Source organism: Arthrobacter sp. TB 26 (assembly GCF_000427315.1).
In the GTDB taxonomy this organism is placed as follows: Bacteria; Actinomycetota; Actinomycetes; order Actinomycetales; family Micrococcaceae; genus Arthrobacter.
The window spans coordinates 37619-52077 of the sequence record NZ_AUPJ01000308.1 but is presented as its reverse complement, the minus strand read 5'-3'; the positions used below and the strand labels follow the sequence as shown (position 1 = coordinate 52077).

General features: G+C 63.6%; 17 protein-coding genes. 5 read left to right on the top strand and 12 right to left on the bottom strand.

Going from position 1 to position 14459, the window contains the following annotated elements; genetic code table 11:
* The 7 genes from K789_RS22920 to K789_RS0111395 all read right to left on the bottom strand — a co-directional run.
* On the bottom strand, positions 1–1043 hold a 1043-nt coding region (locus K789_RS22920; protein WP_024366882.1), incomplete at its 3' end, for a hypothetical protein.
* The gene (locus K789_RS0111420) at positions 1040–1780 is read right to left on the bottom strand and encodes a hypothetical protein (RefSeq protein WP_024366881.1); all 741 of its coding nucleotides are present in this window, start codon (positions 1778–1780) and stop codon (positions 1040–1042) included. The genes K789_RS0111420 and K789_RS22920, both read right to left, overlap by 4 nt.
* Positions 1781–1809: 29 nt before the next feature.
* Positions 1810–2079 (bottom strand): integral membrane protein, encoded by a 270-nt coding sequence (locus tag K789_RS0111415; protein ID WP_024366880.1) that lies wholly within the window; start codon positions 2077–2079, stop codon positions 1810–1812.
* Between the two features lie 11 nt (positions 2080–2090).
* Entirely contained in the window at positions 2091–2705 is a 615-nt protein-coding gene (locus tag K789_RS0111410) for a DUF6668 family protein (protein WP_024366879.1), read from the bottom strand.
* Positions 2706–2738: 33 nt separating this feature from the next.
* A complete protein-coding gene (locus K789_RS0111405) occupies positions 2739–4229 on the bottom strand; it encodes a chromosome partitioning protein ParA (protein ID WP_024366878.1) in 1491 nt (496 codons plus the stop codon).
* Positions 4230–4266: 37 nt separating this feature from the next.
* Complete coding sequence (locus K789_RS0111400; protein WP_024366877.1) at positions 4267–4782, bottom strand: hypothetical protein; 516 nt, start codon at positions 4780–4782, stop codon at positions 4267–4269.
* Positions 4779–5846, bottom strand: coding sequence for a CHAP domain-containing protein (locus K789_RS0111395; protein ID WP_029704908.1), 1068 nt, complete (start codon positions 5844–5846; stop codon positions 4779–4781). The genes K789_RS0111400 and K789_RS0111395 overlap by 4 nt, the downstream gene beginning before the upstream one ends.
* Positions 5847–6199: 353 nt before the next feature.
* On the opposite strand from K789_RS0111395, the gene K789_RS0111390 reads away from it, so the two are divergent.
* From K789_RS0111390 to K789_RS0111375, 5 genes are all read left to right on the top strand, one after another.
* A complete protein-coding gene (locus K789_RS0111390) occupies positions 6200–6793 on the top strand; it encodes a hypothetical protein (protein ID WP_024366875.1) in 594 nt (197 codons plus the stop codon).
* Positions 6790–7554 carry a hypothetical protein gene (locus K789_RS0111385; RefSeq protein WP_024366874.1) on the top strand — a complete coding sequence of 255 codons (765 nt, stop codon included), beginning with the start codon at positions 6790–6792 and terminating at the stop codon, positions 7552–7554. The genes K789_RS0111390 and K789_RS0111385 overlap by 4 nt, the downstream gene beginning before the upstream one ends.
* Positions 7555–7566: 12 nt before the next feature.
* Positions 7567–7875 (top strand): hypothetical protein, encoded by a 309-nt coding sequence (locus tag K789_RS0111380; RefSeq protein ID WP_024366873.1) that lies wholly within the window; start codon positions 7567–7569, stop codon positions 7873–7875.
* Positions 7876–8203: 328 nt separating this feature from the next.
* A complete protein-coding gene (locus K789_RS24595; protein WP_084507465.1) occupies positions 8204–8440 on the top strand; it encodes a hypothetical protein in 237 nt (78 codons plus the stop codon).
* 223 nt (positions 8441–8663) lie between these two features.
* Positions 8664–10487, top strand: coding sequence for a helix-turn-helix domain-containing protein (locus K789_RS0111375; RefSeq protein ID WP_029704906.1), 1824 nt, complete (start codon positions 8664–8666; stop codon positions 10485–10487).
* 139 nt (positions 10488–10626) lie between these two features.
* On the opposite strand, the gene K789_RS0111370 is transcribed toward K789_RS0111375, so the two are convergent.
* The 5 genes from K789_RS0111370 to K789_RS0111345 form a co-directional block, all read right to left on the bottom strand.
* Positions 10627–11358, bottom strand: coding sequence for a hypothetical protein (locus K789_RS0111370; protein WP_024366871.1), 732 nt, complete (start codon positions 11356–11358; stop codon positions 10627–10629).
* The gene (locus tag K789_RS0111365) at positions 11355–12296 is read right to left on the bottom strand and encodes a ParA family protein (protein WP_024366870.1); all 942 of its coding nucleotides are present in this window, start codon (positions 12294–12296) and stop codon (positions 11355–11357) included. The genes K789_RS0111370 and K789_RS0111365 overlap by 4 nt, the downstream gene beginning before the upstream one ends.
* A 644-nt stretch (positions 12297–12940) precedes the next feature.
* The gene (locus K789_RS26460) at positions 12941–13072 is read right to left on the bottom strand and encodes a hypothetical protein (protein WP_272943966.1); all 132 of its coding nucleotides are present in this window, start codon (positions 13070–13072) and stop codon (positions 12941–12943) included.
* A gap of 409 nt (positions 13073–13481) precedes the next feature.
* A complete protein-coding gene (locus K789_RS26455) occupies positions 13482–13607 on the bottom strand; it encodes a hypothetical protein (protein WP_272943965.1) in 126 nt (41 codons plus the stop codon).
* A gap of 358 nt (positions 13608–13965) precedes the next feature.
* Positions 13966–14400 (bottom strand): hypothetical protein, encoded by a 435-nt coding sequence (locus K789_RS0111345; protein WP_024366869.1) that lies wholly within the window; start codon positions 14398–14400, stop codon positions 13966–13968.
* Positions 14401–14459 lie beyond the last annotated feature (59 nt).

Here is a 14459-nt window from a genome sequence, read left to right as displayed (position 1 = left end):
CCGGTAGCCCCGGGCGTCGGCTGGCCGCCATTTCCCTTCGGGCCAGGTGTTCCATTGCTGCCCTTCGGCGATGCGCCTGACTGGTTGCTTTGTGTACTTGCCGGTGTCGGGGCGGCATTGCCCTTTCCGCTCCCGCTGCGGCCCATGGATACGGCGCCTGTTGCCATGGCACCAACGGCAGCTCCAGCCCCTGCTCCCCCGCCGGAGGCGACGGCCCCGACCATCGGCGTCACGAAGCGCATCAGCGCCGGCAAAGCGAACAGCGCGACGATCATCAACGTGAAGCCCGTGATGGAAGTGATCAATGAATCCTTCCCACTGTTGTTACCCATGAGGAGGAATGCGACCGAGTACACGATGGCTGCCGCAGGTTTGTAGAGGATGAACGCGATAGTCCAGCCAACTGCTTTCTGGAACCACTGCCTCCCCATCTCGGTGTTGGTGAAAGCCGCGGTGGTCGGCAAGATGCCCGCCAGGATCACCAACATGCCGCTCCGGACCACCATCAAGACGACCTGGACAAGGGAGGCAATCAGACCGATCAGTCCCAGAACGATGAGGATGAACACGCCAACCCCTGTCTGGCCGGACACGACCAGGAGGCTCATCGCCTCGGCAAAGCCCTTACCGTCCGTGGATCGCTTGATGATCTCCGCCGAGAAAGCATCCGCGGCGATCACCAGAATGGAGATGACCCCCAGGCCAAGGCCCGATACCAGGGCCAGCGTGATGAGGGACCGGAGCAGATCCTTCAGTGGTGCTCCGCGTTGTTCCCAGATCATTCGGATGCCACCGAGAATGACCGCGAGGACAGCCAGCGTCAGAGTCCAGACCATCAATTCGCTGTTCACCATGGAGACGATGGGACTCGGCGTTGCACCGTCTGCGCTGGCCAGGTTCACCGTGGGCATCGACACCCAAAAGGTAGACAGTGTCGTCACCATCTGGCTCATGCCCTCCATGATGGCCTTCGCCATATTTCCCATGGCGTCATCAGCAAGCGCTGAAAGCCAGTCCCCTGCCGGGTTCCAGGTAGGCCTCATGCTCCACTCCAGGGGATGAACCCCGAGAGGTCACGGACCTGCCGCGGTACTTCCAAGGGTGCGCCGTTGTCGGCAACGACGCCCTTCCAATCCCCGTCCTGCCACAGCAGAGTCGTCCGCACTGAAGCAAGCGCTCCGGTATCCGCCTTGAATGCCAGTTCCACAACGGCCTGATTTGCCGTGTATGAGACGTTGAATCCCGCTATCTGGATCTTCACGGCCGAGGCAGGCACCGCAGTCGCAGGCGTCTTCATCGCTGCGTCACGGCCGGGTCCTTTGGCTGCAAGCTGCTCTGCGATAGCTCGTTCTTTGGAGGGATCGATGCCTAACGCCCACAGGTTGACAGCCGCGTACAGCGCCCCTGTTGGTGTGTGAGCGAAGCACGATCGAATGCCCTGATCGTCCGTTTTTCCCGGGCCTATTTTCGGGTCGGTTGGTGCGGCCATTGTTCCGACGAGTTCCCACTTCGTCTTGGGGGCCGCTCCCAGCGATGACTCCGACGAGGAGGGCAGGCCACAGATACTCTTTTCTGCTGTCGCCGAAGCGCTGGAACTGGCTGTACCCGAGCTGCTGGATTTCGCCGGAGCCGGTGCCGGCTGGGCGGTGTCCTGTCCTTTGGGGAGTATGAAGATGACGACGGCTGCTGCTATCAGCGCGACCACCAGCGCGGCAGCAATGATGAAACCGGGTTTGGTGAACGGATTGCCTTCGGTGGTGCTCTCTGTTGACTGGTTCATGGTGAACCTCCCGTTTTGTTGGTGCTGGTTTAGACGAAGGCGCGGACGATGCCGGCGGCGCCGGTGATGATGATGCAGCCCATCAGGACCCAGCCGAGCTTGCCGATGGCTTGGGCTCCCTCGCCGCGCTGGAGCTGGATGACCATGCCGATGCCGACGATGATGACGCCCAGGACGCCGAGGACCAGGCCGATGCCGGAGGCCCAGTTCAGGATCGTGAGCAGGCCACCTGCCTGTTCCGGGACAACCGGGGTGGGGTTGGGGATGACGCTTGCTGCAAGTGCGGAGGAGGAGTTCATGGTGAGACCTTTCAGTGGGTGGTGCTGGGTGTGGTGTCGCTAGCCAGGACGGCAAAGTCAGTGATGAAGCGTTGGTATTCGCGGGCCGGCGGCGGGGTGGTGGAGTCTCCGTGTCGCCAGGCTTCGACCCAGGGCAGGGTCCAGAGCCGTGGGGCTCCCCCGCCGACGATGGCGGCGAAGTCCCGAAGTGCTTTGGGAGTCTTCGTCGGTGCGTCCGCCAGAATGGCGAGGCCGAGTAGATCAACCGCGGGTGCCGCGCCGGATGCCCACTGCGTCAGGGCGCTTTGTGCAGCTGTCAGGCCGCGCATGTCTGCGCGGCAGACCAGCAGCACCCGAGGTGTTCGGCCGTCCTGGAGAACGGGCCAGCAGTGACCGGTGACCCGTGCCCCGTCGATCAGGTCAGCGGTGCGGCTTTCACCGGATCCTCCATGGGCACCCGTGATCCACAGCGCTGCAGAGCCGGAGACGGTGCGGAGGCCCAGCCTGTCTGCGGCGTCGGGTTCGACCATTCCGCGTAGGGGCGCACTGATCACGGCCGCCGGCGGCACGTGCGCCTCCGGCGTTGGCATCTCCGCGCCGTCGGCGGTGGCCGGGCGGGTGATCCAGGGGTTCAGGGACTGTTGCATGGGTCCTCCTCTCGAAGTCCGTTTGTGGGTGGTCTAGAAGCCGGCGGCAACGGCGGCTGCGGCTGCCAGCCAGGCCCGCTGTGTTGCCGGCTGGAGGGCTTCGTAGCGGATAGGTCCGTTGACCAGGGCAGGGTCGTAAGGAATCCGGACGACCGCGCGGACGAAGGGTGCGAAGCCGTCAGCGATGCGCTGGGCCTCGTCCTTGGCCCTTTTCAGGGCCTCGCCGCTCATGCTGCGTTTGGCATCGGTGGATTCGGAGACGATGACGACGGCGTTTCGGGCCAGTTCCGCGTCGTGGCCGCCGCGGGATTCCAGGGTCTGCAGGGTCAGCCGTGCGGCTTCGGCGCGGTCCTCGATGGCGGTGACGGGGACGACGAGCTGGTTGGTGTGGTCGATCATCCGCCGCCAGTTCGCGGCGCGGGCGGTGTTGCCCGAGTCCATGACCACGAGCCGGTAGTAGCGGGTGAGGACCTGGTGGGCGATGTCGACTTCCTCGGCGGTGACTTCGTGGTCGCCTTCTTCGTTTTCATCCGAGCGCAGGACGTCGAACTTGTCGGCGGTCTGGTGATGGACGAACTTGGCGATTTCCGCCGCGTTCGTTGACGGGGAGAGCAATTCGGTGGAGGCATCGATCAGATCCAGGACGCTGCGGTCGTGGGCGCCCTTTTCGGTGCGCCACCCGAGGGTGCCCTGGGACTCGTTGTTATCCCACGCGACCGTGGCCGCGCCGCTGTAGCGGGCAAGGATGGCCGAGAGCATGACCACGGTGGGGGTCTTGTTGGCCCCGCCCTTGCGATTCACTACCGCAATGGTCCGGGGGCCGGGCCAGTGCTGGCTAACCGTGCGGATATCCTCCCGCTCCGAGAGTTCTTCCTCGGAGGGGTCCATCCGGAGTCCCAGGCGCGTGAGGGTTCCGCGCCAGCCCTGGGTGGCCGGTTCCAGCACCGGGGCGCTGACCAGGAACGAGGTTTCCTTCAGGCTGCGCCGGGTTGGCGCAGCTTCCCCGGCAACGACGGCCGTCTGCGGTTCCGGGGTCGCCGGCCCCGGGACGGTATCGGCTGCGACGGGGGCGGGTGGCCATGGCTGGGCGTCCACGGGTGCTGCAGGGGCAGGAGCTGGCGCGGATTCTGCCGGAGTGGCCACAGGCTCCGATGCGGGTGCGGGTGCGGGTGCGGGGACGGTCTCAATGATCGCCGGGACGACTGCCTTGGGTGTGGTTTCGGGGGCTTCTGCCCGCCGGCGGGCCGGAGTCGGCTCGTAAGAGACGGATTCGATCTTGTTGTCCGGGTGGACGATGAGTTCGCCGTGGCCTTCGGGGTCCTCGATGCGGACCCGGACAGGGCGCTGGAGGGTCTGCGCTTCGCCCACGATGAGGGCCAGAGCGTTGTTGCGCAGTTCCTGCACGGAGTCTCCGGCAGGAACGATGCGCGAGTTGCCCGCGACGATGACCTCGGCGGTTCCGTTGTCGCGGACGATGGCCCGGATGTTGGGAAAGGCCATGACTTCGGTTGGTGTACTACCCATGAGCTTCTTCCTTGCGTGTGGGATGGAGGGGCGGCGGTTAGGACGAGGGCGGGGTGAGTCGGTTGACCTTCCACGGGGCGTCCTTGCCGGTGCGGAGCAGCTGCACCGTGTAGGTCCCGGCGTTGGTGGGGACCGCTGCCATGACGCCGAAGCCGTTGGCTTCATCGACGCTCAACGTGGCGGGGCCGGTGACGCGGCTGGCCGGGATGTTGGCCGGGTCAACTGCCGAGTAGTCAGCGGTCGCCTGCGGAGTCAGCCGGCGGGCGAGGTCATTGGCCCACTGCTTTTCCTCCATGGCTGGGCGGGCGAAGTCCGTCATGGCGTTCTCTGCGACGTCCACGGCCTCGTCCTTGCTGGCCTGATCCCAGGTGATGCCGATCGTGGCGGGAACAGTGCCCCCCGGTGCCTGGGGTCCGCTGTTGGCGCTCAGTGAGACCGGTGCGGATGCTGTGGGCTGGCCGGTTGATGCCGTCGGTGCTGCCGTGGTGTCTGCCGCCTGTGCGCAGGAAACGCAGAGCAGTGCCACGGCGAGCAGGGTCAGGGGCTTTTTCACTTCTTCTCCTCTTGGGTGGGCAGGTACAGGAAAGCTGAGGGGACAGAGTTGGCAACTGTCCGGGTGTAGTAGGTGTGGTCTGCCGGGGCCGGGTTGCCGTTGTAGCCCTCTTCGACGTAGGTCCCGTTGTCTTTGACTTCCTTGACCACCGCGACGTGGCCGAAGTTCGGGTCCGCTCCCCCGGCTCCGGGCGCGTACCAAACAACGGCACCGACCCGGGGTGTGCTGCCGGCAGCCCAGCCCTTGGCGTCCCAGCCGGCCTTCCACGTCACCGCGGAACCCAGCTGTTGCCCGTCCGGGCGGAAGGTGCCGTTGAGGGACTTGAACGGTGCGCTGGTTGACCCCATCTGCTGGTTCACCCGCCACAGGGCGAAGTCCACGCACTCGCGGTAGTACATGCCCAGCGGTGACGTGCTGGCTGTGTTTGCACCGACCTGCAGCCAGGTCGGGGAGTTCTTCCACGGGTAGTCATCCCCCGCGCCAGATTGTCCGGGGATGGCGCAGTCGCTGCCTTGCAGGGAGAACTTCGAGTTCGAGAGCGCCTGAACGACTTTGACGGCCTCCGGCCAGTACTTCTGGTAGTGATACGGATCGGCGTTGCGCTGGACCTTGTTACCGGCAATCGTCGGTTCCAACAGCTCCCAGCCGGCCACGCCCTGCAGAGCCCTGATGAAGTTCGTCGCGCTCCTAGTGGGGTCCATGCGGTCCGCGTAGGAGCCCCACGCGCCGTTGTCGCGCTGCTGAAACAGCCCGCGTGAGTCGGGGCCGGCGCCGTCGCCGGTATCCAGCACCCGCAACCCCGACTCCCCCAGAGCCACCATCACGCTGATCATCTGCCCGTTGACCGACAAGTCCTGTGCCTTCCCGGCGCCCATGATCGCTGCGGCATTCCTCAGCTGTTCCTGGGTATATCCCTCAACCTTGGTGGTGCCGTCGATGACGACGGAAACCGCCGGCCCGCAGTCGGCCGCGGCCGGTTTGGCGGGGGCCAGCAACAGCAGCATGGAGAAGACCAGGCCGGTCAGCACCACGGGTACCGCTACGGCGGCTCCGGTGCTGAGCATCTTGGACGGCTTCACGCTTCCCCCTGCGCTTGTGTGCTGTACTGCCTTGCGGTCATGGATCGTAGGCGGGCCCCGGCTAAACTCGATCCCAGAAGCTACGATGGATTAATACAAGTTTTGAAATATCAACACTTGTTTAAGTATTGGTCCAATCCTAGCAGGTATTGACCGTCCGCGCTTTGCTCATGCCCTTTGTCTAAGGAGTGTCCGTGCCTGTCTCAGCCGCCGAATTTCGGGAGTGGTTGGAAGGGCGATCCCTCAGCTCCTCCCCGACTGCGCTGAGTGCGTTGACCGGTATAAATCGGGGCACTCTAAACAACCAGCTCAGGCGCGGAAACGTTGCAGAGTCCACGGTGATTGCCATCGCCAGGGCCACCGGAATGAACGTCATCGACGCGCTCAGCGTCTTTAGTCCGTACCAGGTCATCAAGACCCGGCCCATAGAACCGTCCTCCGCCGAGATCTTGAGCCAGGTCCATCACGCCGACCTCATGGCCGAACTACAGTTCCGCACGTCCAAGAAGCACTATCCCCGTGAGCTCCGCACGGGGATCGACCTCATCCCCTTCCCGCATGACGGCTCAGTCCGGACTTGGATCGACTCCATCGACCCGGGGGACATTCGCCAGCAAATGTCCCAGGAAACAGGCATGGCGCTTACCTACATCGCCACCCAGCTCACCGAAAACAAGCTGAACCCGTCTTTGGCGATTGCAGCCTCACGAGCAGGTGGAGGCTCGTTCGCGACCGGACTTGTGGTGACGGAATTGATCACGCCGGCCGAAGGCGGCTGGCAGATCAGGGCTCGCGAAGATGAGCTGCTGGAAGTTTCCGACGATGTTTTGGTCGAGGCCATTTCTGCCCGGATCCATCTACTGCAGCGGCGGGTGAAGCAGCGGAAGGAAGCCCGCGAATACGCGGAGAAAATGACGGAACTCCTGGGATGAACCCGCTCACCGTCGTCCCGGTAAGTTTGATGCTCATTCTTCTGGGAAGCCTGACATTCAAACGCATCAACACTCCCGTGCTGGGACACCAGCACGCACTGCAGGGGAAAGCCAGCGGCATCGCCCTGTCGGGCATCTTCCTGACTCTCGCCTACCTCCTGCTCCTCCCACCGGTCTACATGGGCGTGGAAGCACTCGTGCCGCTCACCAACGGCACCGACCTGATCTCCAAATACTTCGCCCTCGTCGCCGTCGCATTCCTGGGCGGCCACCTCAGCACTGCCTACGGCTCACCGTTCGCCCGCCGGTGGACTGTCGGGGCGCCGGGAGCGGCCATGCTCGGTATCGTCGCCACCGGGCTGTTGGGCACCCTCCTGGCGACCAAAGCCCCAAACCCGTCACCGCAGCTGCTGGACTACGCTGCGCAGCCGAGCGTTCGGCTGAATACATGGCTCGTGCTGGCCTACGTCGCCTACATCGTCTTCCCCCTCATCAAGCCCGCCTTCAAGGACTCCCGTAAGAATCCACTGAGAGTCGGCCGGATCGCGTCCGGACTGATCGCTGCCGGCTTTGCGCTGTCACTGGTACGCGCCTTCACCTATCCGGTCGAGCTGAGCGCGACCGGCGACGCCACCTACCTCTTCATGATCGTTTCCTATATCTCCACGGCCTTCGTAGTGATCGGCCTGGCACTCTTCGCCTACGCCCGGAAAAACCGCGCTGCACAGACTGAGCTCGGCTCAGCCCTCTCCATCGACTAGAAAGGCTGCCTCATGAACCCCACGCCGCAAGATGCCCAACAGGCCGTCAAACGCATCCTCGCCGAAGTCAACAATGAAAACGAAGCCGCATACCGGGTCATTTTCGAAGCAGTGAAAATCTGCATCGCCGCCGGGATGAACCGACGGGAAACCGCAAGATTCCTTGGCGTCCAGGCCCGACGAATCGACCGCCGCGGCCAGTACTTCCGCTCACTCCTGGCAACCAGGAACCTGTTCCGTGGCGCACGGAACGCCGGCGGCCGCGCATATGCCGATGCTGCCGACGTCGAAGCCATCGTTCGACGGGCCTGGAAGCGCTGAGCAGGATTTAATCGATTAGTGCCAAATATCAATTTTTCTTATTTTGTGAGATATTGGAGCAATGGCAGGCCGGGGCCGGCTGGCTGCACTTGGCCAGCACGCGGCGTAGCTCCAATGTCGCGGCCCGGCACCGAACTCAATCGTTTGCAGAAAACGCGACACGCGCCCGTTTTCTGAAAACAAATACCGGAACTTGTAATTCCGTGGTGGTAGCTTCAAGACAGCCGCATGAAGGATTCGTTTATATCCGGATGCAGCTGCAGCACCAACGAACGATGAAGCACTACCGGCTCTACGGCTCCGGTACGAGATTCAAAGGACTAAGCACATGACGGCAGTAGCAGTTAATCGAGGCGGCGGGCGCCCCAGCAAGGGCCTGCGCAAATTTATTGGCTTCCGAAGCCCGGAATGCACCGCTGACGGCATTGCCAAGGTCGCAGCAGCCAAAGGCCTAACCGTATCTGAGTACGTCCTGTCGGCAGTGGAACCACAGCTGCGGTCTGACCTGGCGGCACTTGATCAGCACGAGTACCAGCAGGAGCTCCCCATCGCATTAGCCTCTTAAAAAGTTGAAGGCCCGCACTAGGCGGGCCTTCGAAGCTTTTGATTCACGAACTGGATTTGCTTGCCGGCGAGACAGTTCGTAAATCTTAGATGGACCTTCTCAGGTCCTTCAGTCTTGCTATGAAACCGATCCGGCAGGATCGGCCCTTTGCTATTCCCTGAACAGGAACAAACTCATCGTACATGGACAATCATGTGCGCCGCCAGCTATATCTGCCGTTGGCGTGTCGCGCAACTCTTACTCGGCATACTCGCCCGCTGACGCGTGGGCCGCTTTGGCGCCTATCCTCGCAGGTCAGCCGCGTGTTCGGCTCTCCAGGGACGCCGGAAAGACCTACCCGCAGAAGTACGAGCGGGCTCTCAATGAGGCGCTGCCCACATTCCCTGCGGCGGTCCGGATCTTCGGAAAAGACGGAACGTGCGCCGCGATATTCCTTGACTTCGACTCCTCGGTAGCCGGTGTTGACTGGGTTCTGGCTGACGTCCGGGCCGTTCAGACCTGGCTGCATTCTGTCGGTGCCCGCTGGATTGAGGACTACTCCCCCAACGGCGGCCGCCACGTCTACATCCCGCTGGAGCAGCGGGTCACCTTCACTGAAGCGCGTGATCTTGTCGAGGCGCTGGGCACCCGCTACCGGACCCTGGACAAGACCCCGCATCAGAACCTTCTCCACGGCTGCATGCGCACACCCGGGTCCCCGCACAAGCGCGGCGGCCACCAGGAACTCGCAATGAGCCTGTCCATGGCCTACGACGTCGCCCGCCGGCCCAACTCCGCCGGCATCTGGGCGGCCATGAACGCTGACCTGGCGGGGGAGATCAACGCGGTCCGGGCGCTGCGGCTCGAGACGACCTTCACTCCCGTGGCCGAGGATACGCCGGCGATCACGCATCCGGCGGGGCGGATGTCGAGGGTCATTCAGTTGATGGCGCAGACCGGGCTCTACGACTCGAACCGGTACGCCTCCGATTCGGATGCCCGCCAGGCGATTGTCACCGGGGCCGCGGCCGCCGGCCTCCAGCTCGTGGACGTCGAACGCCGGATGATGCAAGGGACCTGGCCAGGGCTCGCCTCCTTCTATGCCCGTTATGCCTCCCGCCACCGCGTCCCGGCTCTGCGTCGTGACTGGATCAACGCTGTCGCCTACCTGAGAAAAAACTCGTCAACCGGGGAAAGGAATAACAATGTCCGCAGATCCCCCACAAGCCGGCCAAATACACAGCCCCCAGCACTAAAGGGCTTGAACCAAAACTCGAATCCCGATGCAGAGCATCGGTCCATCCGGACCTGGCGGAATGCGCTTCGAATCAGGGAGGTGAACTATACGGAGTCCAGGATAGGGATGGCACGAAGGATGGTGCTGAGGTCACTGGGGGAGGCGGCCCACATGACAGCATCCCGGTTTATTGAATTCGGTGTCCGGTCCATCGCCGTCGCCACCGGACTCGACCACACGACCGTGGCTTTGCACTTGAAGGCGCTTCGGGCGGAGAAAGATCCCCTCATCACCCTGGTTGAAGAAGCCCGCGGGACCAAGGGCGATCTGTACATGCTCACAGTCCCCGAAGAGCTGAAGCCCGCGGCCGTGGACGCGTCCTGGCAGAAAGGAAAAATCCACGCGCTGCGCCCGGCATTCCGGGAATTGGGCCTGCCGGCCGCGTTCGTCTACGAAGCCTTGGAGCACTCCCCCGCACTGCCGATCACCGACCTCGTCCGGGTCACCCGGCTCTCCCGCTCAGCGGTCAACGAAGCCCTGGAGATACTCGCCGCCTGGAACCTGGTGACACGGAACGCCGGCAAGTCCTGGTCTGTGGTGGCAACGACGTCGCTGAAACATCTCGCCGAACACCTTGGGGTTCTCGAAGCCGTCGCCGCGCAGCTGCAGCGTTACCGGATCGAGCGGATCATCTGGCGCGAATGGCTTGCCAGCAACGTCAACACCGTCGCGGAGCTCCTCTCCCCCGGGGAGGATTACCCATGGGAAGCCTTCGAGGGCCCGCCCGATGACTGGGCCCTGGCGGACATCGCGTTCAGCAGAGCCGGGTAGGGCTAACGCCGAAGGTCTGCCCTTCGGCAGCCACTCCCCCACCACAGGACCGATTCCTGCAGCGCACAGTTTCATGCCATAAGGCATGCCATAAGGACTATGGGAAGTGTGGCCGGAAGTCACACTCGGGCGTTTAGCCTCACTCCCTCGCTGCTGGACCCGCTTGGGTGTGGAGTCTGAAGACGGCCGAGACGAGGGCGCTCCGTGACGGGGCGTCGAGCTCGGTGACCTTCCCATCCAGCCAGGCAACCTGCAGCCCGTCGAGTCGCAACTGTATCTGGATGCCTGCCTCTCCCTTCTTTCGGGGTGCGCGCCGGGGCATGCCTGAGCTGGTCAGCTCTACATCAGCAGTGAACTCCCCCGCGATCTGCTCGTTGGTCAGAGTCTCAAAGGCATCAATGAGGAGGTCGGCATATGTGGTCCGGCCCCGGTAGACCGCATCCTTGACGTCCGCCAGCAGCTGCGGCGGCAGGTATACGCCGACGTTGCGCAGCGCGCCGGGCACCGTCTCGGATGCCTTCTCTACTGGTGCTGGTTTCTGTACTGCAGCGGCCTTCTTGGCTGCTGGCTGCCGCGGTGCGGCCTTTGGGGCTACGGCGGGCTCTGACGTCGGCTCCGGCTCACCCCGCTCCCCCACTTCAGGGGGAGCCAGCTCGACTGTAGGCGGCTGCATCCCCTCGGGCCCGGGTGCGGCGGCGGGCGGTGCCTGATTCAGCTCCCGGATGGGGGTCTTCACGGACTCGGCGGGGGTTGTTGCTTCCGGCGCTTGGGTGCCCCTCCCCCGCTTCGGAGGCAGCAGCCCCTGCAGTGCTACCCCGCGGGCGGGTGCGACGGGCGCGAACGCCCCGGCAAGGCTCTGGCGACCGCTCATGCCTGGTTCCCGCTCTCGATCTCGTTCAATCGGGCCAGGATCTCCCCGGTCAGCTGCTCGTATTCTTCAGCCAGTCCCCCGGCGTTGCGCGAGAAGAACCCGTCAGCAGGCTTCTCCCCCGCCCGCAGTGCCTTCAGGCGCTTCTTCTGGGCGTCAGTGACTGCGCCCTCCAGCTCATGGAACAGCAGGCCCTTGCGGCGGGCGTCGGCGCTGGCGCTCTCCAGGTTCCGGATCCGAGTCTCGAAGACCGGTGCGACGGTACCCAGCATCTCCTCCAGGGTGTCACGGACGCTGCGTTCCAGGCGAAGGGAACGCGGTCCGACACCGAAGAGGACGATGCCGGCCAGCTGCAGGTTCGGGTTCCGGTCCCGGACGGCCATGAAGCGGCGTGCGATGCGCTCCACACCGTCGATACTCGCGTCGTCGGAGCGGGTGGGTATGACGACCGCACTGGAGATCGCGAAGGCACCCTCCACGAGGATCCGCTCCCCCGGCGGGGTGTCGATCAGGATCAGGTCGTAGTCGTCCGCCAGCGGCGCCAGAACGGCGTAAAGCATGTCGCCGAAGTCACCGGCATCAGAGCGGCTGGAGCGGGAAAGCATGATGCCCTGGATGTCCTCAAGGTCCTGCCCGCCGGGGATGACATCAAGGTTCTCGCGGACGTTCCGGAGGATCATCGGCGCGGTCCCGGTGATGAGTGCCTGGAACAGTTCCCGGCCGCCCTGACGTTCATAGCCGAGGTCCCGAGCCAGGTCACCCTGTGGGTCCAGGTCCACCATCAGGACGCGGGAGCCGGCCAGCGCGACGTACCCGCCAACGTTGGCTGCAGTCGTGGTCTTCCCCACTCCCCCTTTGCCGTTCGCCAGGGAAACGACCCGGTCAATTGCCCGTGTTTCGTGGGTTATCGGGGTAACTGGGACTTGCAGCGATCGTGCCATCGGCCGGTGACTCTCCTACGTGGTGGGTGGCTGGTTTTCCTGCCTTTAAGGCTATGTGCAATACCGCGTGATTGATGGCAGTGACACGCATGAGAAGCCTCACTGTGCGTCCTGTCTGGCGGGTCATTGAACGAGACGCCGTACTCACCGTTGGACCTGATGCTTGGCGCCCTGCTTCAGGTCGCGCATGGAGCCGTATGGGCACTCAAGCTGTACTTCCTGCCAGTCTCTCTGCTAGTTGTCCTAAAGGACAAAATGTGGTTTCTCAAGCTGTCCGTTCAACTGCAGTTAAAGCGTTAGCACCCATTTGGTCTAACGCGTGGAGCAAAGCAACGCAAGCCATTGAACGAACAGTAGGAACGCACGTGGTGTACCCTGCCAGTGCACATGCTTGTCGTCCGGTTGGGGGTCCAGCCCGGCATCAGGCAGGTACAACCATTGGCCGCATGGCCTGACGGACGACTCGACATGCAGTAGATAGTCCTATGTGGCTTATGGCATGGCTTATGGCATGAAGTCCGATTGATCCAAACGTAGGTGCCCAAGCTAGCGCCTATAGGGGCTCCCGCCCGCCGGCGCCAGTGGGCACGCCCCATGCTATCGGCGAAGCGGCGCAGTGGCGCCGCGGCAAGGAGCGTCCCTAATTAACCCAGGCGTGCGGCCGCCTTGCTGATGGCGACGTTGATGTCGATGTCGACCCCGCGCTCCACGGGCAACTCGGGGGCCTCGATGCGTTCCTCGCAGCGTTGGGCCGGGGCCTGGAAAGATTGGAGCATGTGCAGGGGTTGACCCAGTCGTCGGGTCATTCTCGCTGGCGATGGTGTTACGGCCTGCGTCTACGGCTTTGACGAAGGTGACCTCGGAACTGTCTCTGAGTTAGCTGAGGGTGGCGCCCTCACCTAGGGGGCACATCGAACATCTGGATGGCGGCCGATGCCGTGGCCGCGTCACGGATCCTTGAGGCGAGGTCGTCCCGCTGCGCGTCAAGGACTTCCTGCTGCCGCTGCCAGGTCAGCTACTGGTTGCGGTCGCAGCGATTGACCTCATCGCTGGGTGGCGGGGGAGTGGGCCACCACGGTGTCAGAATGCTCGGTGCAGGCGAACTGCCGCCGTCGACTCGGCCCCGTGCCGAGCTCACCAGGACCCCTCGTCGAAGGTCTCGCCGATGATCGTGGTGACGTTCGTTTAGCCTTCGACCGGAAGACGGGTGAAACGCTCACCGTGGTAATCGATGTCACCTTGAGGAATGAGGGGCACACTGGCCCAGAGTCCTTCGGCGAAGCGGACAGTGGCCTGGGAGTAGGCGTACATGGCCCCCTGTGTGGCCAGTCCTCATTAGTCCAAGCCCGCTGGCCGATGGCGCCGTTGTGGGTCTGCATCTCCATGAGGCGGGTAGTCAAGTGTCGCATGATGGGCCCAACCGGGTTTCCGTTCGTCTCGAAAACGATCGATTACTGAGACGGTCGGGCGGGTTTTCAGGACACGTCAGAAGTGTCGAGGATCGCTGTGACTGTTGGTTCGGAATGACGGTTTCTTCACAGCTCGGTTTGGCGGTTCAGCTGGTTCCCCATGCACAGGTGCGGGGATTTCTGAAGTGGGCAGGGACGTGCCTTTGGGTGTTCCGCTTCCAAGGCTCTGCGACACGGTGGGGTCCATGCAGCGCACCCGGTCAGAGGTTGGTTATGCCCACACCGATGTCGTCCAGGCAGGGTGAGCGTTTGCCGGCGGCTTTTCCCGTGGACCGCAGGCAGGTGCATTGGGGGCCTTTGACCGCCGGGAGTGCGGTCCAGACGAAGCGTTGCATGCGGTTGTAGTTGCCGAAGTCCAGGACTGCTCCATCGAGCCGGTGGGCCAGTTCGTGGCTGACGGAGATAGTCACCGTCCCGGGCGTCTCTGCAGGGGACTCGAGGGTGCAGGCGATGTACTTTTTTGGCCGTGTCCGGGAGAAGTAGAGTCCTTGGACGCGGCAGCCGCCCGGGCCTTGGTAGCAGTGCAGGGTGCCACCGAACACGGCTATCATTTCCAGGGCTTCGGCGGTGGCTTGGAAGCGGCCGTTTCCGGGCACTGTCACTGTTGTCCGTGCGGTTGTGGGGCCGGTGTTCATTGATGGTCCTTTCGGGTTCGCTCTGCTTGCGGGTGCCGGCGCGGTTGCGCGCAGGCACC

Excerpts from the sequence above, each read along its gene's own strand:
- K789_RS0111420 (WP_024366881.1), bottom strand. The coding sequence starts at position 1,780 with ATGAACCAGTCAACAGAGAGCACCACCGAAGGCAATCCGTTCACCAAA.
- K789_RS0111415 (WP_024366880.1), bottom strand. The coding sequence starts at position 2,079 with ATGAACTCCTCCTCCGCACTTGCAGCAAGCGTCATCCCCAACCCCACC.
- K789_RS0111410 (WP_024366879.1), bottom strand. The coding sequence starts at position 2,705 with ATGCAACAGTCCCTGAACCCCTGGATCACCCGCCCGGCCACCGCCGAC.
- K789_RS0111405 (WP_024366878.1), bottom strand. The coding sequence starts at position 4,229 with ATGGGTAGTACACCAACCGAAGTCATGGCCTTTCCCAACATCCGGGCC.
- K789_RS0111395 (WP_029704908.1), bottom strand. The coding sequence starts at position 5,846 with ATGCTCAGCACCGGAGCCGCCGTAGCGGTACCCGTGGTGCTGACCGGC.
- K789_RS0111385 (WP_024366874.1), top strand. The coding sequence starts at position 6,790 with ATGAACCCGCTCACCGTCGTCCCGGTAAGTTTGATGCTCATTCTTCTG.
- K789_RS0111380 (WP_024366873.1), top strand. The coding sequence starts at position 7,567 with ATGAACCCCACGCCGCAAGATGCCCAACAGGCCGTCAAACGCATCCTC.
- K789_RS24595 (WP_084507465.1), top strand. The coding sequence starts at position 8,204 with ATGACGGCAGTAGCAGTTAATCGAGGCGGCGGGCGCCCCAGCAAGGGC.
- K789_RS0111370 (WP_024366871.1), bottom strand. The coding sequence starts at position 11,358 with ATGAGCGGTCGCCAGAGCCTTGCCGGGGCGTTCGCGCCCGTCGCACCC.
- K789_RS0111365 (WP_024366870.1), bottom strand. The coding sequence starts at position 12,296 with ATGGCACGATCGCTGCAAGTCCCAGTTACCCCGATAACCCACGAAACA.
- K789_RS26460 (WP_272943966.1), bottom strand. The coding sequence starts at position 13,072 with ATGCTCCAATCTTTCCAGGCCCCGGCCCAACGCTGCGAGGAACGCATC.
- K789_RS26455 (WP_272943965.1), bottom strand. The coding sequence starts at position 13,607 with ATGTACGCCTACTCCCAGGCCACTGTCCGCTTCGCCGAAGGACTCTGG.
- K789_RS0111345 (WP_024366869.1), bottom strand. The coding sequence starts at position 14,400 with ATGAACACCGGCCCCACAACCGCACGGACAACAGTGACAGTGCCCGGA.